Source organism: Ignavibacteriales bacterium, from assembly GCA_020635255.1.
Classification (GTDB): domain Bacteria; phylum Bacteroidota; class Ignavibacteria; order Tepidaquicellales; family Tepidaquicellaceae; genus JAEYVS01.
The window spans coordinates 1,317,204-1,341,549 of sequence record JACKAC010000001.1 but is presented as its reverse complement, the minus strand read 5'-3'; the positions used below and the strand labels follow the sequence as shown (position 1 = coordinate 1,341,549).

The window sequence follows — 24,346 nt, the reverse complement described above, 5'->3', positions numbered from 1 at the left end:
TAACTCTTAATCTAGATAATAGCTATAAATCCGAATAGTAAACCTTATCATTATTGATCACAGCGAACGGTTTACACTTCACTTTCCAGCCGTCGAATGGCGTATTCCTGCTTTTAGTCTTAAACTTACTTTTATCGATTACCCATTTGGCATTGGTATCCAATATTGTCAGATTTGCCTTTTGACCCTTTTTTATCCTTATTTCCGACAGTTTCAGTATCTTTCTCGGATTTATAGACATTTTTCTTATCATTTCCTCGAACGATATGATCTTTTTATCTACCAGGAACGTATATGACAGTGCCACAGACGTTTCCAACCCTATTATACCAAATGGAGCCTTGGCAAATGGTCTCTTTTTCTCACTTTCTGCATGAGGAGCGTGATCCGTGCATATCACGTCGATTTGACCCTCTTTAAACGCTTTTAATATCCTGTCCACGTCCTTTTGTGTCCTCAGAGGCGGGTTCATCTTAGCATTCGTTCCGTAGGTTTCACATGCCTTATCCGTTAATATAAAATGATGTGGACATGCTTCAACCGTAGCGTTTACCCCGTCAGCTCTCGCGTTTAATATTATATCGATGCTGTCACCGCAGGATGCGTGCTGAAGATGATAGCGCGTCCCTTTAACAAATCTTGCTATTTCGAGGTCGCGTGCTACTACAACCGTCTCGCTTATAGTAGGAATGCCCTTTATACCGAGCTTTTTCGAAACCTTTCCTTCATTCATCGCTCCGTGATCGGATAATATCATGTCCTCGGCATGCTGTACGAATAAGGAATCTATCTTGGATATCTCCTCCATTGACTTTCTTACAAGCATCGGGTTGGCTACAGGGCTTCCGTCATCCGTAAACGCCACCGCTCCGGCTTTGTGTGATGAATTAATATTTGCTAATTCATGACCTGCTCTGTTTTTTGTTATGCAGGCAGTCGTAGTCAAATCTATTAATGAATTCTTTCCGTGTTTTAAAACTTGTTTAATAACTTTTGGGGTATCAATTGCCGGGCTGGTGTTTGGCATCATTGTAACACCGGTAAATCCTCCGTTCATTGCCGATTCGCTTCCGCTTTTAATATCTTCCTTATGTGTTTGCCCCGGTTCGCGGAAATGGACATGCATATCGAATAATCCCGGTACACATGTTAAGCCTTTCCCGTTTATTACTTCGACACCCTCTTTATCAACCTTGCCGATCTCTTTTATTATACCGTTCTCTATGTAAATATCGGCTGTTCTGTTAAGTCTGTCAGCCGGAGATACTATCTTTATGTTCTTAATTAGTAATTTCAACGCGCCAGTAATAATTTTAAAATAGCCAGTCTGACTGCAAGTCCGTTAGTAACCTGCTTATATCCGTAAAAATTTTCCGAATCGACTACGTATTGATCCAGCTCCACTCCTGTATTCCACGGTCCTGGGTGAAGTATCTTAATATCGGGGTTAAGTGCTAATCTTTTTTCATTCATGCCGTATTTATCGTGAAACTCTTCGTTTGTGATCTGTTCGCCCGCGCCTCTCTCTTGCTGTATGCGCAGAAGCACAAGCGCGTCTGTATTTTTGATCGCATCGTCTATGGAATCTATTATTGTTACACCTAGGTCATCCACGTCTCCCGGTATGTAAGCGCCGGGAGCGCATATTGATACGTTCGCGCCGAATTTGTTTAGTCCGTATATGTCTGACCTTGCAACCCTGCTGTGTGATATATCACCTACAATACAAACTTTTATTCCCTCTAGCTTTCCGAATATTTCTCTAAGCGTTAGCATATCCAGAAGACCCTGCGTCGGGTGTTCATTTGTTCCGTCTCCTCCGTTTATAACACACGCTGAGGAGTTATCGACCACTTTTTGATAGAACCCGTTTTCACTATGCCTTACAACTACACAGTCAAATTTCATTGCGTCGAGATTGCGTATGGTATCTACATCTGATTCCCCTTTTGAAAGCGAGGAGATTCCTGATGTGAAATTAACTGCTTTCATCCCGAGTAATTTCTCTGCTAGCTCGAATGATACTCGTGTCCGTGTTGAATTTTCAAAAAACAGGTTAATAACGGATCTGCCGGATAGGATCTCTTTTACGTTCTGACTTTTATCGGATACTGTTTCCTTGTATTCGGACGCTTCATCGAGAATTAATTTGATAACGTCCTTGTCCAGGTCTTTTAATCCCGTGATATGTTTCGGAAAGCTCAAATTAGTTTTATCCTACCAATAAATTCCACAAAATGTAATCGAGTATTAGAATACTGGCGGCGCAGATAACGAATGATTTGATCGTGGAAAGTCCCACTCCCTGCGCGCCTCCTCTTGTTTCAAAACCTACGAAACAGCCTATGGATGAAATTGCCAGCCCGAACCAGAATGCTTTTATCATCGCCGTATTGAAATCACGTATCTGGAACGACCCTTTAAACCCGTTCATAAATACATTTGGCGACACGTCCAGAAACAACGTGCTTACTACAAATGAACCCGTTATAGCAATTGTGACGGCATATATCACGAGTATTGGAAGCATCACGGTTGTCGCTATTACTCTCGGCATTGCAAGGTAACGTATAGGGTTTATTGCCATAGCTTCCAGAGCGTCTATCTGCTCGGTTACTTTCATTGTGCCAAGCTCCGCCGCGATCGAGGCTCCTACCCTGCCGGCAAGAACTATAGCCGCGAGTACCGGTCCCAGCTCGATGATGATTGCCTTTGAAGTTGCTGAACCAAGATAGTTGTTCGATACCAGTCCTGCCATCTGGTAAGCCGCTTGCCACGCTGACACTGCCCCGGTGAAAAGACCGATTATAGAAACAAGTACGAACGAATTAACGCCGATACTGACCATCTGCTCTATTATGAGCATCCTGTCTTTGAATACTCGCGGAAGACTTTTGAACATACCGACCAGTAGTATGCCAAAGCTTCCCATATCGTTAAAGAAATTGCTTATTCTATTTATAATGAAATCCATCAGACCCTTTGTATTTTAACCTGTAGTAACTTGTTGCCCGTCTTTTTCATAACGGTAAATATTAATCCCTTATAATCTATCCTCTCGAAAACCTCCGGCACGTGTCCCGTTACCGTCTGCAAAAATCCGCTAAGTGTATTGTATTCTTCCGTGTCATCGGGAATATCAGTATTAAATCTTTGATTAAAAACGTCAATTTCAATATCCGGATTAACAAGGAATATTCCCTTCTTGTCTATCGTAACTTTTTCCGCTTCGACGTCATACTCATCCTCTATCTCACCCACTATTTCTTCGATGATGTCTTCAAGTGTTACAAGTCCCACCATTTCACCGTGTTCATTGACTACGATCGCGAGGTGTATCCTTTTCTTTTGAAACTCTTTGAGTATCTCGCCGATGTGTTTGGTTTCCGGAATGAAATGAGCCGGGCGAAGTATGTCCATTATCGTTATCATCTCTTTATGCTCGGAAGCCGTCAGCAGGTCTTTCGAATATATTATACCTACAATATTATCCATGTCATCCTTATAAACAGGTATTCGTGAATATCCCTGCTCTAGCACCACCTGTATTATTTTTTCCTTTGAATCATCCACCTCTACGGCAGTAACCTCATTTCGGGGTATCATAATGTCGTCTGCCGTCTTATCGTTAAACTCGAATATCCTCTCTATAAGCTGATGCTCCGTCGAATCTATAGCACCCGTCTTCTGACCCTCTGAAATAAGCAATCTTAATTCTTCTTCCGAGTGTGACCTTTCCGATTCTGAAATAGGTTTTATCCCGAACATACGCAGTATAAGGTTTGCTGTGCCGTTCAATGCCCATATAGCAGGTTTTAAAACCTTGTAAAAGAAATTTAAGGGCATGGCAATAAATAGCGTTGTTGATCTGGGATGTCTTATAGCAAGAGATTTAGGACCAAGCTCTCCCAGTACTATATGCAGAAAGGTTATAATTATGAAACCAACCGTGATTGATATTGAATCTATCGTTTGCGGGTTCGTAATGTCCAGCATCGCAAATATAGGCTCCAGTATACGGGATGTAACCGGTTTACCTATCCAGCCTAATCCCAGTGAAGCTACCGTAATACCCAGCTGAGTTGCTGAGAGGTATTCATCCAGGTGCGATATGAGCTTAAGCGATGTGGTGGCTTTTTTATTGTTGGCTGACAATAGCTCCAGCTGTGTTCTCCTGACTTTTACTATGGCAAATTCAGCCGCCACAAAGAAAGCGTTTAAAAAGACGAAGAAGAAAAGAAAAAATAGATCGGTGAATAATAATTTTAAGTCGTCCATTATTTATCTACGCGAAAAAAGAAACCCCTCCTCTGCTAATTTGGAGTGAATAGTTTAATAAAATAAAATTTGCTGATAAAGCTTTGAAAAGTGAAAATCGTATATGGGGGTCGGAGTTATCCAAATTACTTTGCAAAGATCATTTTTTTAATGTCTGAAGAATAACTTGTCTGCAGTTTGTAAAAATATATCCCGCTGGATAGCTCAGGAAAGTTTCCTGTATTAAATTCTATTGAATATGTACCCGGGTTCTGTGTCTGATCGACAAGTACCGCTATCTGCTTTCCCGTAAGGTTATATACCTTTAATGATACATGACCTGCCGTAAATATCTTGTATGAAATTATCGTTGAAGGATTGAAAGGGTTTGGATTGTTTTGCAAAAGCTCGAAATCCGGTATGCTCGAGATTCCTAATTTGATTTCTTCGTTTCCTATTTCCTGCCCTTCGTTGTTTATGAGTGTGATCTTATAAAAGTAAACTCCGTTTTCCTTTACTTTGTGCCTGTATGAATACACATACTCGGAAACGGAATCTTTTGTCTCTTTTTCTATGAAGTCGCCGAATTTGATTGCGTCCAGGTCGGTGTAATTTGCTTCGCCTGATTTCTTGGTTTGTAATCTGATCTCTTTTAGGTCTTCCGGATTATTTATAACCCAATAAAGCCTTACCCTGTCCAATTTGATCTTCGCATAGAAGTTCTCTATGACGTTTTTCGCATCGGACGGCTCACCGCTTTCGCTCGCAAACGAAATCGTTGAAGTGAGTAGTAAAACCCCTATTAGTGTTATAAGTAACCTCTTCATCTATCTACCTGCTTTGTGTACTGCTCTCGGTACTCCCTTATTTGTACTGCTCTAGATAATCCAATCTCTTTTTAAGCTTGCTCTTTGGCATCAACAGTTTGTCTTTCCCGTAAACTGCTTCCTCCTGTGAGCTGAAAACCAACTCGTACTCGTCACTCATCACGATCGCTTCCTCCGGACACACTTCCTCACAAAATCCGCAAAATATACACCTCACCATATTTATCTCAAATAGCTCCGGATACCGCTCCTTCTCTCCTGTAGTCTCTCCTGCACGCACCTCTATAGCTAGTGCTGGACACACTCGTGAGCACAGCCCGCAAGCTACACAGCGCTCTACGCCGTCGTCCTCCTGCACAAGAACAGGCCGTCCCCGGAACGACGCGGGTGGATCCCACCGCTCCTCCGGGTACTGCCTCGTAAACTTCGGCTTAAACATCTGTCTCCAGGTAAGCGCTAATCCCTTAACGATCTGAGGGATATATGTTTTTTCTAGTAAGGTGAGGTCTTTATTTGTTATTTCGGGCATAGAGTTTTTATTTTACGAGCATCATTTTTCTTACCTGGGTGAACTGCGACGTGGTAAGTTTGTAGTAATACACGCCGGATGATAAGTTCAGGGTGGCGGTATTAAATTCATATTCATAAGCGCCGGTATTGAGCTGCTGGTTGTCGACCAGGTCAGCTACTTCATTACCGAGTATATCGTAAACTTTCAGATTAACGAAATCATTCTTAGGTATGGAAAATCTTATCTTTGTCGATGGATTGAACGGATTAGGATAATTTTGATCGAGTCTAAACTCTTCAACATTGGATGAAATCTGATGGATGCCAACACCGTCACCAATCTGTAATTTAAATGTCTGCTCAACGAACTCAGACGGATTATCGGTATTATACATTCTCACAACGCCTGTACCGACACCTTCCTCCTCGCCGGAAAAATCTATATAGAACATTGTATCTACCTGATTAGGACCGAGGTCATAAGGAGGTAAAGGAGGAGGAGCAATAGTATCTACGAAATAAGCGTAGCAAAGATCGTAACACATTTGGGTTTGCCAGGAAGCAGGAATATTATTCTGTACCCTGTAAAACCTCATATGGATAGTATTGCTGGTATTATTACGGACTATTGCGGAGCGGATCACCGTTTGCAGGGAATCCTTTATATATGGGATCATTTCCAATTCAGGTCCTACTCTTTCAAAAGAAAAACTTTGTGCATTCGTTACCTTTTCAGCAGAAAACATACTCACTATTACAATTAAACCCAGTAAAAGTCTCTTCATTTTATAATTTTATTATTGATGAAATAATATTTATAATATAAACTAATTTAAGTTTCCTTGTAATCTGTTAAGATGAACTTTTGCTTCGGTATAATCCGGCGCTTTTCCAATAGCCATCTTGTACTCATCCAGGGCTTCAAACCAGAGCCCTTTCATTTCGAGCGCTTTAGCAAGATTCAAATGCGCAAACTCAACATTTTCATAACGCTTTGAATTAATTGCAAGCTCGAACCACGTAATCGCTTCATCAACCTGTCCCTGCTGTAATAAATATGCACCTATATCATTATACGGATTTCCGTAATCAGGGTCAATATCTATGGCATTCTTACATTCAGAAATTGCCCTTTCAAGATCACCTTTGAAACTGTATGTCCAGCCAAGAAACGTAAAGGCTTCTGCCGTCGGATAGACGTCTATAGACTTTTCATAATTTTGAATAGCCTTATCATAATCCCCTCGCATCTGGCATAAGTACCCTTTGTAGAAATACTCCCGGGACTTATCGATTATATTTTTCTGTTCTTCGCGCATTATCAATGCCCTCCTTACTATCTCTAACCTAAGCCCCTAACCAAAAGTTTCTTCACAAACATAACTCAATCACGGTACATTTTCAAGTGTATATTTATAAGGAATTCGTTAATTTTACCATATTAACATTAGTTTTTACACAGTTTCACAACTTTGAACCCTTAAACCGACCAGAAAATGATAATAGACACACATGCTCACTTATTCTATGATAATATGCAACTTAACTTCGATGAGATGCTTGCCAGAGCAAAAGATGCGGGAATTTCAGCGATTATAGTGCCTGCAGTGGACCTAAAAACCTCTCAAGCGAGCATACAACTAGCTGAAAAATATGATATTATATATACTTTAGTGGGTATTCACCCGGGAGATGCAGCAAAATCAGATCTAAAAGACCTCGAAGAGATAGAAAAACTATGCTCCCACGAGAAAGTAGTAGGAATCGGTGAAACGGGGTTAGATTATTACTGGGATACGTCGAATGTGGATATTCAGAAGGAATTTTTTAAACTCCAGATACAGCTTGCCAGGGAAAAGGAACTACCCATAATCATACACACGAGAGAGTCATGCAGTGACGCGATAGCGATGATAAAGGAGAATTACGATGAAAATCTCTCAGGACAGTTTCATTGTTTCGGAGGCATGCCTGTTGAAGCAGAAGAAATTCTATCAATGGATTCAAGGGATAATTTTTATATTTCGTTCTGCGGGAATGTAACTTATAAGAATTTTAAAGAGACGGATACTATCAAAGCAGTGCCGATCGAAAGAATGCTGTCCGAAACAGATTCCCCTTTTCTAACTCCAGTACCTAACCGCGGGAAAACCAATGAGCCATCAAACGTTATTTACACAATCGAAAAATTAGCAGAGATAAAGAATACTGAAAAAGATAAACTGATAGAGCAATTATACAATAATGCCCGGAAGTTATTCAAAAAGATCAGCTGAGATCAGATTTAATATCATTTAATATCTACCTAATATAGTTTATATTTATTCATCGGTACTTAAAAAAATCTAAAAAACAGATCATGAGAAAAAATCCACTCTATAGGCAAGATTATGGGTCAGGGGGAGCTCCGCCACCGCCTCCGGCACCGTCTGCATTTAATGCACCACCGCCACCTCCACCGGCGCCATCAGGCGGAAGTTCGGGTGAGAGCGCGAGTTCGGCGGCAATTGTTGCGTTAGTACTGGGTATTGCGGCATGGGTTTGCAGTTTGAGTTTACTTGCGGGTATCCCCGCATGGATAGTGGGTAAGAAAGAAATACAGGCAATAGATGAAGGACGTTCACCGCAGGCAGGTAAAGTAATGGCTCAGATCGGAATGTGGCTTGGTATAGCATCAACAATCCTTGCTGTATTAGCATTAATATTCTTTGTGATATATTTCGTATTTATAGTTGGTCTGGCAACATTGAGCAGTCATTAATCATTCGATGTAATTGCTTTTATTATGTCAAATGGGTTTAAATTATTTTGAATAAGTTATATATTTGCTAAAAGGTCATCCCGTTAATAAAATTAAATCTCAATGAAAAACATTACAAGGTTTTACAGGCAGGATTCCGGACCGGGCGCGCCTCCTCCTCCTCCGCCTCCTCCATCAGATTTTAGCGCACCTCCTCCGCCACCGCCTCCATCTGGGGGTTCAACAGGAAGCAGTGGAGAAAGCGCAAGTACTAATGCAATAATCGCATTGGTATTGGGTATTGCGGCATACGTTTGTCTCGGTATTTTTGCGGCTATCCCAGCATGGATAGTAGGTAAAAAAGAAATAAAGGCAATCGAGGAAGGCCGTTCACCTCAAGCAGGATTGACCATGGCAAAGATCGGAATGTGGCTTGGAATAGTAAACGTAATACTTTCCGTACTGTTCCTTCTGGTTTATTTACTGATAATTGTGGCATCACTTTTAAGCAACTAGAAACGACCACATAATGTAAAACATTTTACGGCAGCTATATGCTGCCGTTTTTAATTTATTCAAATGAAAGTAAACATAAAGAAATATAATCCCGAAATAGATTCATCTCTGCCGGAATATAAAACTCTGGGTTCAGCAGGAATGGACCTTTCCTCGGCATCAAAAGAAACATTAACCATCAAACCCGGAAAATGGGTATTAGTACCGACGAACGTTATAGTTGAGCTTCCCGAAGGATATGAGGGACAGGTGAGACCAAGGAGCGGTCTTGCGCTGAAGTTTGGTGTTACGGTTCTCAACTCCCCAGGTACTGTAGATTCGGATTACAGGGGTGAAGTGGGAGTAGTGCTTATAAATCACGGCGAGAATGATTTTGAAGTGAAGTTTGGGGACAGGATCGCCCAGCTGGTAGTTGCAAAATACGAACACTGCCAGATAAACGAGACGGATTCGCTCAGCGATTCGGAGCGCGGTGAAGGCGGTTACGGAAGCACAGGAGTATAGCGTGGACGATGTGAGACTATATATAGTTTCCACTCCAATAGGAAATTACGCCGACATGACCATCAGGGCGCTGAAGACATTAGAAAAAGTGGACTGTGTGATATGCGAAGAGTATAAGGAAGTAACGCGTCTGCTAAAATTCTTCGGTATCGAAAAAGATCTCATTAGTCTGAACGAGCACAACGAAAAAAAAGAAACTGACGAGATCATCAAGGAGATATTGGAAGGAAAGAGTTTTGCTCTCGTGTCGGATTGCGGGACACCTGCATTCGAAGATCCGGGTAACCTGCTCATTCAGAGGTGTATTGAGTACGGTATTAAGTTCGAGTTCATTCCCGGAGCAAATTCCCTTCTTGCAGGAATAGTATTATCGGGTTTTGACATAAGCAGGTTTTATTACATAGGATTTCTCTCCCCTAAAGGTGACGAAAGGAAAAGACAGCTTTCGAACCTTCAAAAACTGGACAGGGTTTTCGCAATCCTGGACGCTCCATACAGATTGACGGCATTATTGAAGGATCTGGAAATATATTTCCCTGAGAGGAGAATTTTCGTCGGATTCGACCTTACAATGGAAAATGAGAGGCATTTCAGGGGTACTCCGGGGGAAATTTTAGGTGAGATCGGGGATGAAAAGATTAAGGGAGAATTCGTGGTTATAGTGGATAAAAACCATAAATAATAAAAACTTATCGCAGGCTTCTGAATTGAATAAAATCGCCTTTTTTGGTAATTTATGTAATGAAGAAGCTATCTTATACCTCTGCAGGGGTCAATATTTCAAAAGGCGATGCCTTTGTAGATAAGATCAAACCCCTGGTCAAAGGAACCTTCTCCAAAAACGTATTAAGCGGTATCGGCAATTTCGGGGCATTTTATAAACCGGATTTTAAGCGGTTTAAAAAGCCCGTATTTGTATCGAGTATCGATGGAGTAGGGACTAAGCTCAAAATAGCCATACAGCTCAAAAAGTACGATACAGTTGGCGAAGATCTCGTTAATCACTGCGTAAATGACATTGCAGTGTGCGGTGCGATACCGATATTCTTTCTTGATTATTATGCAACAGGAAAGCTGGAAGTAAACGCTTCAGTAGATATAATGAGAGGTCTGGTCAGAGGATGTAAGAGGAACAATTGTTCATTGATCGGCGGAGAGACGGCTGAAATGCCGGGGCTTTATGAGGGAAAAGATTTCGACCTAGCGGGAGCAATAGTTGGAATAGTAGATCAGGATAAGATCGTAAATTCAAAGAACGTGAAGAAGGGTGACGTTGTGATAGGTATTGCATCGGACGGACTTCACACTAACGGTTACTCGCTTGTAAGGAAGATATTCGATACACCAAAGGAACTAAACGCGCCCGTTCCCGAACTCAAGATGTCAGCAGGAAAGTATTTTTTAAAGACACATAAGTCTTACCTGAATACGATACAGGGACTTTTGAGCAGGTTCAAAATCAATTCGATAGCTCATATAACCGGCGGAGGTTTGGAAGGAAATACAAGGCGTGTTGTTCCAAAGACCAGGAAGCTGGTAATAGACTGGTCGGCATGGAATGTACCGCCGATATATTATCTTCTGATGAAGAAAGGTAATGTGGATCTGAAGGATATGAGAAGGACTTTCAATATGGGGATAGGATTGAGCGTGGTAGTCGATCCAAAGACAGCCGACAAGGTAATGGAGTATCTAAAATCAATAAAAGAAAAGAGTTTTGTAATCGGACATATAGAATAAATTTAAATTATAGGGAATATTAACATGGCAGACATAAAGACAGACGAAACAAAGGAAACCATGACAAATGGTTTTGATCCGGTGAACGTATCACCCAAACATGTTTCATCAGTACTTTCAAAATACATACTCGCAGACGGGTATGACCTAACACTCGACCTTAAGAAGTCGAAAGGTGTTTATCTTTACGATTCAAAGCATGACAGGACATTACTTGATTTCTTTACGTTCTTCGCTTCGAGCCCGCTCGGAATGAACCATCCGAAAATAGATAATGACGAGTTTAAGGAGAAGGTCGGCGAGATCGCCGTAACGAAACCTTCCCTATCGGATATTTATGTACAGGAACAGGCAGAATTCGTAGAGACGTTTTTTAAGACAGCGGTGCCAAAGGAATTCAAGTATTCTTTTTACATAGAAGGCGGCGCTCTGGCAATAGAGAACGCGCTTAAAGCAGCATTCGACTGGAAAGTCAGGAAGAACTTTGCCCGCGGATACACTGAAGAGAAGGGACACCAGGTGATCCACTTCCAGCAGGCGTTTCACGGCAGGAGCGGGTACACGATGTCGCTGACTAACACCGACCCGGATAAGACGGCGCTATTTCCGAAATTCAAGTGGCCGAGAATAATCAATCCAAAGATAACATATCCCCTATCCGGTGATAATTTGGAGAATGTAATTAGAACGGAAGAGGAAGCAGTAAACCAGATAAAGGAAGCTCTTGCTAATAACAAGGATGACATCGCGGCGCTTATCATAGAGCCGATACAGGGTGAGGGCGGAGATAATCACTTCAGGAAGGAGTTTTTTATAAAGTTGAGGGAACTGTGCGATGAGAATGAGATGATGCTGATATTCGATGAGGTGCAGACGGGCATCGCACTAACGGGAAAATGGTGGGCGCACCAGTATTATGTTACGCCGGATATAATGTGCTTTGGTAAGAAGACGCAGGTATGCGGGCTGGTATGCACCGACAGGATAGACGAGGTACCGGAGAACGTATTCAGGAAATCGAGCAGAATCAATTCCACATGGGGCGGTAATCTCGTGGATATGTTCAGATTTAAGAGGATACTCGAGATCATAAAGGAAGATAATCTTGTGGAGAACTGTGCTGTGGTGGGTAAGCATTTGCAAGCGAGGATACACGAGCTGGTTGAGAATCACAAAGGGAAGATATCCAATCCACGCGGGCTGGGATTATTCTGCGCATTCGATTGTGAGTCGAAGGAGCTAAGGAATAAGATACTGGATAAAGCATTCGATAATAATCTTATCATACTCGGATGCGGTGAGAGGGCGATAAGATTCAGGACGCCGCTATGTGTAAATGAAAGCGAAATAGATGAGGGAATGAACATTCTCGATAAGTCCGTCGGAAGCGCAAAAGTATAATAAAAAATCTAAATCAGGAATAGAATTGGCTTCAAAAGAAGTAAAAGAGGTTTTTATAAATTATCTCAAGGAGCATGCTCACAGAATCACGAACGAGCGCTTTTTAATACTCGATGCCGCGATGGATATGGAGGGACATTTCGATGCAGATGAATTATTCTTTAAAATGAAGAACGATTATCTCAAGGTATCCAGAGCAACGGTATACAAGACGCTCGAACTAATGAGCGAGTGCGGGATATTATCGAAGCATAACTTTAAGGGCGACAGGACAAGGTTTGAGACGAAGTACGGCAGAAACTTGCATTACCATATTATATGTGTGTCGTGTAATAAGATACTCGAATTTGAAGCGCCGAAGATAGAACAGCTTCAAGATAAAGTATGCAAAGAGAATAACCTTAAGTCAATAGACCATACACTGCAGGTATTTGCTACGTGTAATGAAAAAGAGAAGTGCGAGAATTATAAAGAGCTCGCTTCACAGAAACCTGTGGACAGCAAATTAGGTTGAAAAAACTTAAGGATATATCTAAATTGAGTCTTAATAAGCTTCATTTATGAGGACAGCGGCGAATTTAAAATTAGGTGAAAAAGGAATAATCGAGGACATCGATAATGACCATCCGTCTTCACGCAGGATAATGGAAGTAGGATTTACGCCGGGTGAAGAGATAGAGCTTGCATTCGAGCCGTTGTTTAAGGATCCAATAGCGCTGTCAATACGCGGTTCGGTAATAGCTATCCGCAAGAGTGAAGCTGAGTGCATTATTTTGGAACATGATAAACGATAGATGCCGGTTGTAGAAAATACAGTTCTGGAAAAAATACCATTAATCACACTTCTCGGACATCCAAATTCGGGTAAAACTACTTTATTCAATTTTCTTAGCGGTAAGAAATATAAGACGGTTAACTATCCCGGTTCAACCGTAGAATACTCTATATCCAGAATACTTGGCAAGTACTCAGTTAATGCTCAGATACTCGACTCACCGGGAATAATCAGCTTAATCCCCTGCTCTCCCGACGAAAAATTATCGGTTGATTACATATTTTCACATCCGAAATTCGGGGAGACTGACATTGCAGTCGTTACCATAGATGCAAGCCAGCTTTCCAGACAGCTTTTACTCGTTAAACAGCTTCTAAAGTCAAAATTCAGGGTAATAGTTGCCCTTACGATGAATGATCTTCTGAATAAGAAGGGTTATGATATAAATACTGAGAGATTAGGCGCGATATTGGGCTGTGACGTGGTAAAAATAGACAGCCGTAACGGTAATGGAATAGATGAACTCCTAATGATAGTCGGTAAGAACATGGAGGAATTCGGTGAAGCGATGGCAAAAGAGTTTCCCGAACACTCCTCGCGTGAGGATCTTCTGAATTCATTCAAGGAGATAAGTGATATAGAGTCGGCGGTGCTTGAAAAGATCGATTACCATGAGCAAGGAGGCCAGCTTTTAAAGATTAATGAGGCTAATAAACAGCTTAAAATACTCTCAAACGGACCGGACTCTCACAGATCCCTGGATTCATTTTCACTTAAATTAGACAAGTTTTTCCTACATAAGTTTTGGGGCATATTTTCCTTTTTGGTGGTAATGTCGTTAACATTTACAGCTATATTCTGGCTGGCGGCGCCTTTGATGGACCTAATAGACCTATTCTTTGGAACATTATCATCATCCGCCCTAGAGACTATCGGTGATAACTGGTTCGGTGACCTTGTTGCTAATGGACTAATTGCCGGATTGGGTTCGGTACTTGTATTCCTGCCCCAGATAGTGATATTATTCTTCATATTAGGATTGCTCGAAGATTCGGGTTACCTGGCTCGCGGAGCAATGCTGATAGACAAACCTTTATCGAAAATAGGACTAAACGGACGTTCATTTGTACCAATGCTATCCGGTTTTGCATGCGCAATTCCCGCTATAATGGCAACAAGAACGATACAGAGCAAGCGTGAGAGATTTCTAACGATATTCATAATCCCTTTGATGAGCTGCAGCGCAAGATTACCTGTATATGCATTGTTACTTGCCTATCTGACACCAAGGAATAAGCCATGGATAGGCGGTGTGAGCCTTGCAATTATTTATGTATTCAGCATCGTAAGTTCACTTATCATTGCAGGAGTGGTGAATAAATTCAGTAAAAAGATAGTAAAGGAAAAAGATAACAGCTCATTTATTATCGAACTCCCTGCTTATAGAGCTCCAAATCTACGTGATGTAATAGCACGAATCTTTAAAAGTTCAGGGTCATATGTAAGGAAAGCCGGACCTGTTATACTTTATCTTTCGCTTATACTCTGGGTATTGACCTCATTCCCAAATTACAGTCCTAAAGTGGATACTCAAAACATAGCTCCGGATAAAGTTGAGCAAACTATTGCATACGAAAGGATAACACATTCATATGCGGCACAGTTAGGAAAATTCATAGAACCTGTAATGCAGCCAATTGGAATGGACTGGCGGGTAGGTGTTTCGCTTATCGCTACATTCGCGGCACGTGAGGTATTCGTAAGTTCAATGGCGCTGATATTCAAAATAACGGACGATGACGATGAGAAGCTTCAGGAATCGATACTCGGATCGATGCAGGATGCTCGAAATGAGGCAACGGGCAAAAAATTATTTACCACATCAACGATCATAGGGCTTATTGTGTTCTTTGTATTCGCAATGCAGTGTCTCTCTACTGTGGCAATTTCACGGAAGGAAACCGGCGGTTGGAGAATTCCTGTAATGCAAGTCGTCATATTCACAGGAATCGCTTACCTGCTGGCTCTGATAACGGTGAACGGATTGCAGTTCCTGGGCGTCCAGTGATCAGACGTTAAACCTGAAGTACACTATATCACCATCCTGTACAATATACTCCTTACCCTCAACTTTCAATAAACCTTTTTCCTTAACAGCCTGTTCAGATCCCAGACTAATTAAGTCGTCATAACGCATTATTTCAGCGCGGATAAATCCTTTTTCAAAGTCGGTGTGTATCTCACCGGCGGCTTGAGGCGCGGTACTCCCCTTTTCTATAGTCCATGAATGAACTTCTTTTTCGCCGGCAGTGAAGAATGTGATAAGGTTGAGTAATGAATATGCTTCTTTAATGAGGCGTGTAAGCCCGGACTCTTCAATTCCCATTTCTTTCAGAAAGTCTTGTTTCTCTTCTTCAGTTTCGAGCTGGGCTATTTCAGATTCTATCTGCACGGAGAGTATAAGAAATCTAGCATTTTCTTTAGTAGCGATCTCCTTCACCATATCGGAATACTGATTTCCATTTATACCCGCCTCGTCCACATTAGCAACATAAATGACGGGCTTATCGGTTAGTAAATGAAGAGAATTTACGATCGATACGTTCTCTTTAGGAAGTGAATCAGTAAAATATTTCCCCATTCTGCCCCCAGAGAGGTGCTGTTTCAAGCCTTCGAGAATCTCTATCTCTTTTTTAGCATCTTTGTCGCCGGATTTAGCAGTCTTGCCAGTCTTTTCGAGCCTCTTTTCAATCGTTTCAAGGTCCTTTAGTATAAGCTCGGTTTCAATCGTTTCAATATCGCTTTTGGGATCAACTTTATTATCAACGTGAATAACATTATCGTTTTCAAAGCACCGTACGATATGGATTATGGCATTGACTTCCCTGATGTGAGACAGGAATTGGTTTCCAAGGCCTTCACCTTTAGACGCGCCTCGCACCAGCCCGGCTATATCAACAAATTCTATAGTGGTTGGGACAACTTTTTTGGGATTATACATCTTCACAAGCTTATTCTCGCGCTCGTCAGGGACAATAACCGTTCCCGTATTTGGATCTATGGTGCAGAAAGGATAGTTTGCGGCTTCCGCATTCTGGGTCGAGGTTACAGCATTGAATAAAGTTGATTTACCTACGTTAGGTAAGCCTACAATACCACATCTAAATGACATATCATTTGAAGATTAATTAAGAAAGATCTTAATGAAAGATAAATACGAAAGTCCGAAAACTATCGGGACGGTAATATTGTCATCGAGTTTTAACGGGAGCATTTCGATTATAGTTGTAACGAAAACAGCGGCTATGCCGATATAATACTCATTTACATTATTTGAAAGCTTTGGAGCCAGAAGTACGATTATCACTCCGGCGATAAAGAAAGCGAGACCTCCTTCGAAAGTTTTAGTATAAAACTTTAACCTTCCGAATGATTTCCCGATAACAGCCGCGACTGCATCACCAATTGTCATAAGGAATATCGCAGAGATAGCAACTTCTTTTGGGAATATGACAACACTCAATAGTGCTGAAAACATTAAGTAAGTTGCACCTGTTAGTGTAATGCTTTTTAGTCTGACCTCGTGGCTTCTCAATACGGGACCGACGACTTTCATATAAAAATCATTAAACCATTTGGAATAATAGCGCGCAATATCTGATAAGAGACTTCCTAAGAATAATCCGGCAAGGATTATGATCATAAGCTCTTTGGAAAGAAAAATATACGCAAATGCTATCCATGATGAGGAAATGTGAATGAACTTCCTTTTTAGCTCGCTGGTAAAACTTATTTTATCCTGTACTTCTTCCATTTAAAAAAAATCCGGCTCCGCGCGGAAATAGGAGCCGGTTATAATTATAAAAGCTTTATTTTTATTTTAATTTGCAAGAGCAACGTCGCCGGGAGAAAATGATGTATCCTCTTTAGATTTCTTCTTAGTTTTTACAACTTCTTCGTTTTCAGAAACTTCTTCCTTTTTTTCAACCGGAGGAAGTGTCTCACCTCTCATGATTATATCTATCTCTTCAGATTCAAGTGTTTCTCTCTCGAGCAATGCATTAGCCATGGCGTGAAGCACATTTTCATTCTGTTTGAGGATCTTTTCAGCTCTGTCCATTGAACTTTGAACGACTTTCTTAACTTCCTCGTCGATCATAATCTGCGTTGCTTCACTATGGTCACTTCTCTGCTGAATTTCCCTGCCCAGGAATATTTCTTCCTGTTTCTCACCGTATTTTAGCGGACCGAGCTTTTCGCTCATTCCGTAATCACAAACCATTCGTTTGGCAAGCCCTGTTGCTCTTTCGATGTCATTGCTTGCACCGGTTGTATATTCATTGAAGATCAGTCTCTCTGCGGCTCTTCCACCCATAGCGTATGCGATGATAGCTTCGATATGTTCTTTTGAATAGCTATGTTTTTCATCCATTGGAAGATATGTCGTAACTCCTAATGCTCTTCCTCTCGGGATGATGGTAACTTTGTGCACCGGATCTGCTTCAGGGATCATCTTGGCAACGATAACGTGACCGGCTTCATGGTAAGCGGTTGTCTTCTTTTCGCTGTCGGAGATTATCATGCTTCTTCTTTCTGTACCCATCATTACTTTGTCCTTGGCAGCGTCCATATCTTTCATGGTGACAGAATCGGCATCCCTTCTAGCGGCTGTAAGAGCGGCTTCATTAACGAGATTAGCAAGGTCAGCACCGGAGAATCCGGGAGTGCCCTTTGCAATTATCTCAAGCTTTACGTCTTTTGCTAATGGAATCTTTCTTGTATGAACTTTTAATATGCCTTCACGTCCTTTTACGTCAGGTCTATCTACAACTACTTGCCTGTCAAATCTACCCGGTCTCAACAATGCCGGATCCAGAATGTCAGGTCTGTTTGTGGAAGCTATTACAATAACACCGTTATTTTGCTCAAAGCCGTCCATTTCGATGAGAAGCTGATTGAGTGTCTGTTCTCTTTCATCGTGTCCGCCACCTAATCCTGCACCTCTGTGTCTTCCTACTGCATCTATCTCATCTATGAATATGATACACGGGGCGTTCTTTTTACCCTGCTCGAAGAGGTCTCTGACTCGTGACGCACCTACACCGACGAACATTTCAACAAAGTCAGCACCGCTGATAGAAAAGAAAGGAACACCGGCTTCACCGGCGACTGCTCTTGCGAGAAGAGTCTTGCCGGTCCCGGGAGGTCCAAGAAGGAGTACTCCGCGAGGTATCTTTCCGCCCAGTTTTTGGAATTTACCGGGGCTTTTTAAAAATTCGATTATTTCACTCAGCTCCTGTTTGGCTTCATCAGCACCGGCAACGTCTTTGAATGTGACCTTAATGGATGATTCGGTGAGCATTTTAGCTTTGGATTTACCAAATGAGAAAATGCCTCGCGTGCCGCCTGAACCGGACTGCATCCTGCGCATAATCACTATCCAAACAATAAGGATAAGTATCCATGGCAAAGCACTTAGCAAAGGTCCAAGCCATCCGCCATCGTCTTTTTCAACTGTGATATCGACGCCGTGCTCGTTCCAGGATTTTATTACTGCATCGTCAACGTTGGTATATGGTAAAAAGACACTGAAATTATCCAGCGTGAAGGATTTGCCATTAATATCTATCTGTTCGGGTTGCTTGAGTTTACCATAAAATTCATAGCTGTCTTCAGATTTCCTTACGGTTGCGCTCTGGATCTTGTTGTCAGTGAGGAGCTGTTGGTATTTGTTGAATGATATTTCCGAGTATTTTGCGTCAGTTCCTTTTGTATATATCATCAAAAGGAAAAAACCTATTAAAATAGCACTCCATCCAAGTACTATCTTAAATACCCGGTTCCAGTTAAAATCGTCTTTGTTATTATTGTTGTTCTGTTGTTTGTTATTATTTTCCTGATCCATACAAATATCCTTTCTTTAATTGGCTATAACACATAAATATCTTTTAAATTCCTGTATTTTTGTGCATAATCCATACCATAGCCAACACAAAATTTATCTTCAATTTCAAATCCAATAAAATCAACATCGAGAGTGGATTTGCATTTTTCTTTTTTGTAGAGCAATGTCGCGAACTTTACAGAAGCAGGTTTATAACTATTTATTATTTTATGTAAATAATCAAGTGTAGCCCCTGTGTCTATAATATCCTCAACAATTACGATATTCCGTTCTTCCGGGTTGCAATTTAATTCTTTAAGAACTGTAACATTTCCGGATGAGATCTTCTCATTTCCGTAGCTGGACAGCTTTAAAAAATCAATCTCGCAATCAATACTTAAATTTCTAATAAGATCCGAAAGAAAAACGAAAGAACCATTTAGAACACCTATTAAAATCGGACTTTTATCCTTATAAACTATACTGATTTCATCTGCAATTTCCTTAACTCTCTGCCCAATCAGATCGGCAGAAATAAACTTAGTCATCACTTTATCTTTAACTTCTTCCATATCTGCTCAATAAACATAAAAACCCACCTATGTTTGAGTAGTGGGTTTAAAATATGTATAATATGAAAAATTAATTGTTTTCTTCTTCCAGAATTCTTCTCTTCTTTCTTACAGTACGTTCTTTTTGCATCTTTTTCAACACCGACGGCTTAACATACTCTTTCCTTCTCCTGAATTCTTTTAGAATCCCGGCTTTCTCATATTTCTTTTTAAACCTTTTTAAAGCCTTATCGATGGATTCACCATCCTGAACAATAACTTTAATCAATTTTTGTTTACCTCACTTTATTTTAAATTACGAACTACAAATATAATAATAATTTATTAATGAAAATAGTCATTACAGCCTTGCTTTATATTTCTCAGCCTGGTCATGGGAATCACCGAAATTATCCATTTCCAGTACTTTATCGAAGTATTCCCTGGCTTTCGATTTATCCCCTAACCGTCCATTTACAACACCCAGCCAAAGGAGTGTAAATGCTTTGATCATAGTCGCATCTTTGTCGATCTGAGAGGACAATTCCTCAGATTTGAGCAAGTACTTTTTAGCCTCTTCGTTATTACCAGTATACATATAAGAAAAACCGAGATAATAATTAGCTTCTCTTAATAAAACCGGTGTATTGAACCCAAATTTTCCTTCAGACGCAAATTGAAGTACTTTTTGCCACCCCTCGATGGCTTCGTTAAACTTTCCTTCCCCAACATAGCTATTGTATAAGTATCGCGCAAACTGAGGATTTTCAGGATAATTATCGGATAGATCCTTTGAATAAATTTCTGCCTCGACAAAATTCTTTTCATACTTAAGGTATAAGTAACTTAAAATAAATTTAGCTTCAACTTTACCAAATTTAGAATTCATTGCAGTTTCTTTGATCTGAAGCAATCCTTTATTTTTATCGCCGGAAGGAAACAAAATTAAGAGTGGTTTAAGAAAAGGGTATCGATCAGGAATATATTCGGCAAAATAGTTATATACCCCATTTCCAAACATAACATCTTTGTTGGAAGGATTAATTTTAGATGCTTCCTCAAATAAATTTAAAGACCGACGTCCATCTTCGGCAGCTTTAAGCCAATTCTCACGCAATGCATGTACGAGTCCTCTATATCCTATAGCACCACCTTTATAGAACATAGCATTATCATCATCCGAGTTATTATCCAAGACATTATCAGCAATATCAATAACTTTATCAACAGCTCTAAAGAAATTTTCATCATTGCTGAGATCTTCTTTATTGATGTTTATCTTCCACCATTGCAGTAAAACCAGGAAAAAATATCCTTCAGGATTCTTTGGATTTAAAGAAATGACTCTATCATATTCAATCTTTGCACTGTCAAGGCGCATATGATACATGTAATCTAACCCCTTTATTATCATCTCGTCCTTATTTTGCGAGTATAGGGGTAAAGTGAATGCCATCAGCACAATAAAAAAAATATTTCTAATCATTGTCATCTATTTATAAAAAAAACTGCCCGCGAAATTGCGGACAGTTTAATATAAAAAAGTTAGTGTATATTATCTATACTACTTGACCAGTATCATTTTCTTAGTAAATGTCTGACCGGGGACTTCTAATTTGTAGAAGTAAACACCGGAGGCAAGGTTTGAGCCGTTGAATTCGACTTCATATGAGCCTGCGCTTTTTACTGTATTAACTAATTCCGCAACTTGTCTTCCAAGCTGATCAAAAATAACAAGCTTAACATTACCTTGTTTAGGGATGTCATAACTGATCTTTGTTGAAGGGTTAAACGGATTTGGATAGTTTTGTTTTAAATCATATTCCTGAGGAATACCACTATTTAATACTATCTCGTGGACAGCAGTGGTTACTGTGTATTGTGGTCTAAACTTATAAAGTGTACTGCCAGCCTGGGCAAGTATGGTGCCTCTGTCCGATAACAACATGAATCCACCAGAACCACTAAGTCCTGAAGTAGAAACCCATGACTGACCTCCGTCGAGAGTCATACTACATGCCGCACCAGACCAGCTTCCAGACATATACACAGTTGGATCTTCAGCACAAAAGTTTGATCCCCACCCGTTGAATGGATTAGTATGATCTAGTGCCCAGTTAACTCCATTGTTTGTGGTTTTATAAATATTACTACCTGACCAGTTAGTTGCTCTCATCAAGTTTGGATCGAACACTGTATTTGATAATGATGGAATTTCACTACTTGAAGGGTTTGTGAATACTTTAGTCCAATTAACACCACCATTTGTTGAGCGAAAGATATCAGCAACACCACTTCCGGTTACACCATCAGCAACAAATTGAACATTTGGATCAACCCAATCAACCAAAAGGTCGCAAGGGCTTCTGAACGGATAAGAACTAATCAAATTAAAGTTCGCACCATTATTTGTGGATTTGTAATAACCTCCATTGTCTGGGGCAAAATACCATACATTTCCGTCAGATTGATCGTGTTCAAGAGGTTCACCATAACTAGTAAAATTCATTGAAATCACTGTGTTCCAGGTAGTGCCGTGATCAGTACTTCTAACAACCATGTCGGGGCTTCCTGTTCTGGCATTTAACCAAACATTTGTATCAGCTTCACTTATTAGGAATGTATGAGGAGTACCACCAGATGGTGAAATTGTAGCTGTTTGAGACCATGTTTCACCGTCATCACGGCTAACATAAACTCTATTGCTAAATACAACAAAAAAGGAATGCTTGTTAAATGGATGTCTTGTCAGATTCATCCCAAGAAAATTACCAGTGGGACCTGATCTTGACTGCCAGCTATATGAAACATTTACTCCCTGTGCAAACTGCCAGGAGGTGCCTCCATTTGTTGTTCTAATTATTGCTTTGTTCAAGCTACTAACAGCAAAACCCATATCTGCATTAGCATAATGAATATCAACTAGGTTAGCGAGCATTGGATTCGGTTCGAACTTTAAAAAGCCAGGACTGCCATTATTTCCTCTTATAAAACCACCACCACCGACTACTTTAGTATTATTAATAGAAGTTCCACTAAGACCCCTGATATCCGAATCAGTTTTGGAGATAACATATTGATATGCAGATGCGGTAGGTTTTAAGATTATTGTTCCGTTGACACCGGTAATTACATAACCGTCACTATAATATTCTACAGCTAGCAAGTCACCAGAAGTACTTACAACTGAAGCTGACCATGAAGATCCACCATTTGTTGTTGTATATACAACGCTATTTTTCCCAACAACAACACCATTGGAGGCATCTTTAAAACTGATTGCATTCAAGTCAACTACAGGAATACCAGTGTTACTAGGATTCCATGTTGTTCCACCGTCCGTAGTTTTGTATACAGCACCTCCAACTCCACAAGAAAATCCAACGTTATTGTCAACAAAATCGATTCCCATTAAAGTAGATGAACCCGCAGATGTTGGGGTTACAGATGTAACTACTTTAGATGACGAAAATATTTTTCCATTAGCACCGCAGAACCATACATTATCACCATACGAAGTAATAGCTTTATAATCATCGGATCCAAAAGTTAGCTGAGCGAATGTGTTTCCCCCATCGCTTGATCTGAATAGCAGTCCCCCGTCACCGACAGCAATAACAAATATACCATCCGGCGATGTAACGCTGTTGAAGCCCTGTGCAAAAGTATTTTTTGCACCAAGAATAAACAGGACGCTAAACAAAGCTAATATAAATTTTTTCATTTTGTGTCTGTTAGTTGATTAATATATTCTATAAATTATTATAAATACCTGTAAAATACAACAAACAAATTCATTTTTTGCCTTGAAATAAAACTTTTCTAAATTTTATTTGCGCTTTTGTTGTTTACAGAATTGGTAAATTAGTTCTAGATTTAATTTTAATCTACAATGAAAATAAAATTTTACGGTGCTTTATTACTCTTTAGTATAGTTTTTTCATTTATTTATACGGAATCAGGAATATGTATTACTAATTCGTTTGATTATCCATTAGTATTCGTATCCCGTAACCATAGGGATGGCGGTAATATTAATTTTCCCTCTGCAGGGCTGCTTCCCGGTATGGGACCACATTCAAGGTTTGCAAAGGTTGGCGGTAGATTATTAAGGTTAGATGCGAATGGAACGATTGTTACTCTCGTAGACTCTTTGATGAATTTTAATGGTATTAAAATTTACGATGTTCAACAGCCATGTGTCCATTGGACCGGACAAAAAATTGTTTTTGCAGGAGTGGAACATCCAGATAGTAGTTGGAGAATTTATGAGATTAGAACCGATGGAACAGGTTTTAAGAAGATTACTTTTACAGATAGAGCGATCAACCTTTCCCAATTTGGTTCCTCAGCATATAAGTTTGAGAAATATGATGACATAGATCCAGTTTATACTCCTGACAATAACATTGTATTTGCATCAACACGATATCCTCAGCTTTCAGAAAAAGGATTTAATGCTACGAACTTATTTATAGTTTATCAGGATACCGCGCTTTATCGAATGACTACTGAAAGAAACGGTGCGGAAAAGCCAACGGTCGATCCACTTACCGGAACAATTGTATATTCAAGATGGTGGTTAAATATCGACCGTCCCAGTAATTTAGTTCCAGGAGGCATTACGAGGGTAGATTCACT

The 24,346-nt window shown here is 40.3% G+C and carries 25 protein-coding genes; 10 read left to right on the top strand and 15 right to left on the bottom strand.

Features of this window, described 5'->3' with window-relative positions:
- Positions 1-22: 22 nt before the first annotated feature.
- The 8 genes from H6614_06045 to H6614_06010 form a co-directional block, all read right to left on the bottom strand.
- Positions 23-1,297: a dihydroorotase gene (locus H6614_06045; GenBank protein ID MCB9243216.1), complete on the bottom strand. Its 1,275-nt coding sequence runs from the start codon at positions 1,295-1,297 to the stop codon at positions 23-25.
- On the bottom strand, positions 1,294-2,205 hold the full coding sequence (locus H6614_06040) for an aspartate carbamoyltransferase catalytic subunit (protein ID MCB9243215.1): 912 nt from the start codon (positions 2,203-2,205) through the stop codon (positions 1,294-1,296). The genes H6614_06045 and H6614_06040 overlap by 4 nt, the downstream gene beginning before the upstream one ends.
- 7 nt (positions 2,206-2,212) lie before the next feature.
- Complete coding sequence (locus H6614_06035) at positions 2,213-2,974, bottom strand: ABC transporter permease (GenBank protein MCB9243214.1); 762 nt, start codon at positions 2,972-2,974, stop codon at positions 2,213-2,215.
- A complete protein-coding gene (locus H6614_06030) occupies positions 2,974-4,278 on the bottom strand; it encodes an HlyC/CorC family transporter (GenBank protein MCB9243213.1) in 1,305 nt (434 codons plus the stop codon). The genes H6614_06035 and H6614_06030 overlap by 1 nt, the downstream gene beginning before the upstream one ends.
- 125 nt (positions 4,279-4,403) lie before the next feature.
- A complete protein-coding gene (locus tag H6614_06025; protein ID MCB9243212.1) occupies positions 4,404-5,084 on the bottom strand; it encodes a T9SS type A sorting domain-containing protein in 681 nt (226 codons plus the stop codon).
- A 37-nt stretch (positions 5,085-5,121) separates the two neighbouring features.
- A complete protein-coding gene (gene nuoI, locus H6614_06020) occupies positions 5,122-5,613 on the bottom strand; it encodes an NADH-quinone oxidoreductase subunit NuoI (protein MCB9243211.1) in 492 nt (163 codons plus the stop codon).
- Positions 5,614-5,620: 7 nt separating this feature from the next.
- On the bottom strand, positions 5,621-6,379 hold the full coding sequence (locus tag H6614_06015; GenBank protein MCB9243210.1) for a T9SS type A sorting domain-containing protein: 759 nt from the start codon (positions 6,377-6,379) through the stop codon (positions 5,621-5,623).
- Between the two features lie 42 nt (positions 6,380-6,421).
- Positions 6,422-6,913: a tetratricopeptide repeat protein gene (locus H6614_06010; GenBank protein ID MCB9243209.1), complete on the bottom strand. Its 492-nt coding sequence runs from the start codon at positions 6,911-6,913 to the stop codon at positions 6,422-6,424.
- A gap of 177 nt (positions 6,914-7,090) precedes the next feature.
- Here H6614_06010 and H6614_06005 point away from each other — a divergent pair, with 177 nt between their 5' ends.
- The 10 genes from H6614_06005 to feoB all read left to right on the top strand — a co-directional run bounded on the left by H6614_06005 (position 7,091) and on the right by feoB (position 15,338).
- The gene (locus H6614_06005; GenBank protein ID MCB9243208.1) at positions 7,091-7,870 is read left to right on the top strand and encodes a TatD family hydrolase; all 780 of its coding nucleotides are present in this window, start codon (positions 7,091-7,093) and stop codon (positions 7,868-7,870) included.
- A gap of 83 nt (positions 7,871-7,953) precedes the next feature.
- Positions 7,954-8,355 (top strand): DUF4190 domain-containing protein, encoded by a 402-nt coding sequence (locus H6614_06000; protein ID MCB9243207.1) that lies wholly within the window; start codon positions 7,954-7,956, stop codon positions 8,353-8,355.
- A gap of 102 nt (positions 8,356-8,457) precedes the next feature.
- A complete protein-coding gene (locus tag H6614_05995; GenBank protein MCB9243206.1) occupies positions 8,458-8,850 on the top strand; it encodes a DUF4190 domain-containing protein in 393 nt (130 codons plus the stop codon).
- 63 nt (positions 8,851-8,913) lie between these two features.
- Positions 8,914-9,354: a dUTP diphosphatase gene (gene dut, locus H6614_05990; protein ID MCB9243205.1), complete on the top strand. Its 441-nt coding sequence runs from the start codon at positions 8,914-8,916 to the stop codon at positions 9,352-9,354.
- Entirely contained in the window at positions 9,323-10,036 is a 714-nt protein-coding gene (gene rsmI, locus H6614_05985) for a 16S rRNA (cytidine(1402)-2'-O)-methyltransferase (GenBank protein ID MCB9243204.1), read from the top strand. The genes dut and rsmI overlap by 32 nt, the downstream gene beginning before the upstream one ends.
- Before the next feature lie 59 nt (positions 10,037-10,095).
- The gene (locus H6614_05980; protein ID MCB9243203.1) at positions 10,096-11,094 is read left to right on the top strand and encodes a phosphoribosylformylglycinamidine cyclo-ligase; all 999 of its coding nucleotides are present in this window, start codon (positions 10,096-10,098) and stop codon (positions 11,092-11,094) included.
- Positions 11,095-11,154: 60 nt separating this feature from the next.
- Positions 11,155-12,495, top strand: coding sequence for an L-lysine 6-transaminase (locus H6614_05975; GenBank protein ID MCB9243202.1), 1,341 nt, complete (start codon positions 11,155-11,157; stop codon positions 12,493-12,495).
- A gap of 25 nt (positions 12,496-12,520) precedes the next feature.
- Positions 12,521-13,009: a transcriptional repressor gene (locus tag H6614_05970; protein MCB9243201.1), complete on the top strand. Its 489-nt coding sequence runs from the start codon at positions 12,521-12,523 to the stop codon at positions 13,007-13,009.
- A 46-nt stretch (positions 13,010-13,055) separates the two neighbouring features.
- Positions 13,056-13,289, top strand: coding sequence for a ferrous iron transport protein A (locus tag H6614_05965; protein MCB9243200.1), 234 nt, complete (start codon positions 13,056-13,058; stop codon positions 13,287-13,289).
- Positions 13,290-15,338 (top strand): ferrous iron transport protein B, encoded by a 2,049-nt coding sequence (feoB, locus tag H6614_05960; protein ID MCB9243199.1) that lies wholly within the window; start codon positions 13,290-13,292, stop codon positions 15,336-15,338.
- On the opposite strand, the gene ychF is transcribed toward feoB, so the two are convergent.
- From ychF to H6614_05925, 7 genes are all read right to left on the bottom strand, one after another.
- Complete coding sequence (gene ychF / locus H6614_05955) at positions 15,339-16,442, bottom strand: redox-regulated ATPase YchF (protein ID MCB9243198.1); 1,104 nt, start codon at positions 16,440-16,442, stop codon at positions 15,339-15,341.
- A gap of 12 nt (positions 16,443-16,454) precedes the next feature.
- Positions 16,455-17,084 (bottom strand): dolichol kinase, encoded by a 630-nt coding sequence (locus H6614_05950; GenBank protein MCB9243197.1) that lies wholly within the window; start codon positions 17,082-17,084, stop codon positions 16,455-16,457.
- A 66-nt stretch (positions 17,085-17,150) separates the two neighbouring features.
- Entirely contained in the window at positions 17,151-19,175 is a 2,025-nt protein-coding gene (locus H6614_05945) for an ATP-dependent metallopeptidase FtsH/Yme1/Tma family protein (protein MCB9243196.1), read from the bottom strand.
- 23 nt (positions 19,176-19,198) lie between these two features.
- On the bottom strand, positions 19,199-19,726 hold the full coding sequence (gene hpt / locus H6614_05940; protein ID MCB9243195.1) for a hypoxanthine phosphoribosyltransferase: 528 nt from the start codon (positions 19,724-19,726) through the stop codon (positions 19,199-19,201).
- Between the two features lie 70 nt (positions 19,727-19,796).
- Positions 19,797-19,994 carry a 30S ribosomal protein S21 gene (gene rpsU / locus H6614_05935; GenBank protein MCB9243194.1) on the bottom strand — a complete coding sequence of 66 codons (198 nt, stop codon included), beginning with the start codon at positions 19,992-19,994 and terminating at the stop codon, positions 19,797-19,799.
- A gap of 72 nt (positions 19,995-20,066) precedes the next feature.
- Positions 20,067-21,191, bottom strand: coding sequence for a tetratricopeptide repeat protein (locus H6614_05930; protein MCB9243193.1), 1,125 nt, complete (start codon positions 21,189-21,191; stop codon positions 20,067-20,069).
- 78 nt (positions 21,192-21,269) lie between these two features.
- Complete coding sequence (locus H6614_05925) at positions 21,270-23,429, bottom strand: T9SS type A sorting domain-containing protein (GenBank protein ID MCB9243192.1); 2,160 nt, start codon at positions 23,427-23,429, stop codon at positions 21,270-21,272.
- Positions 23,430-24,346: the final 917 nt, after the last annotated feature.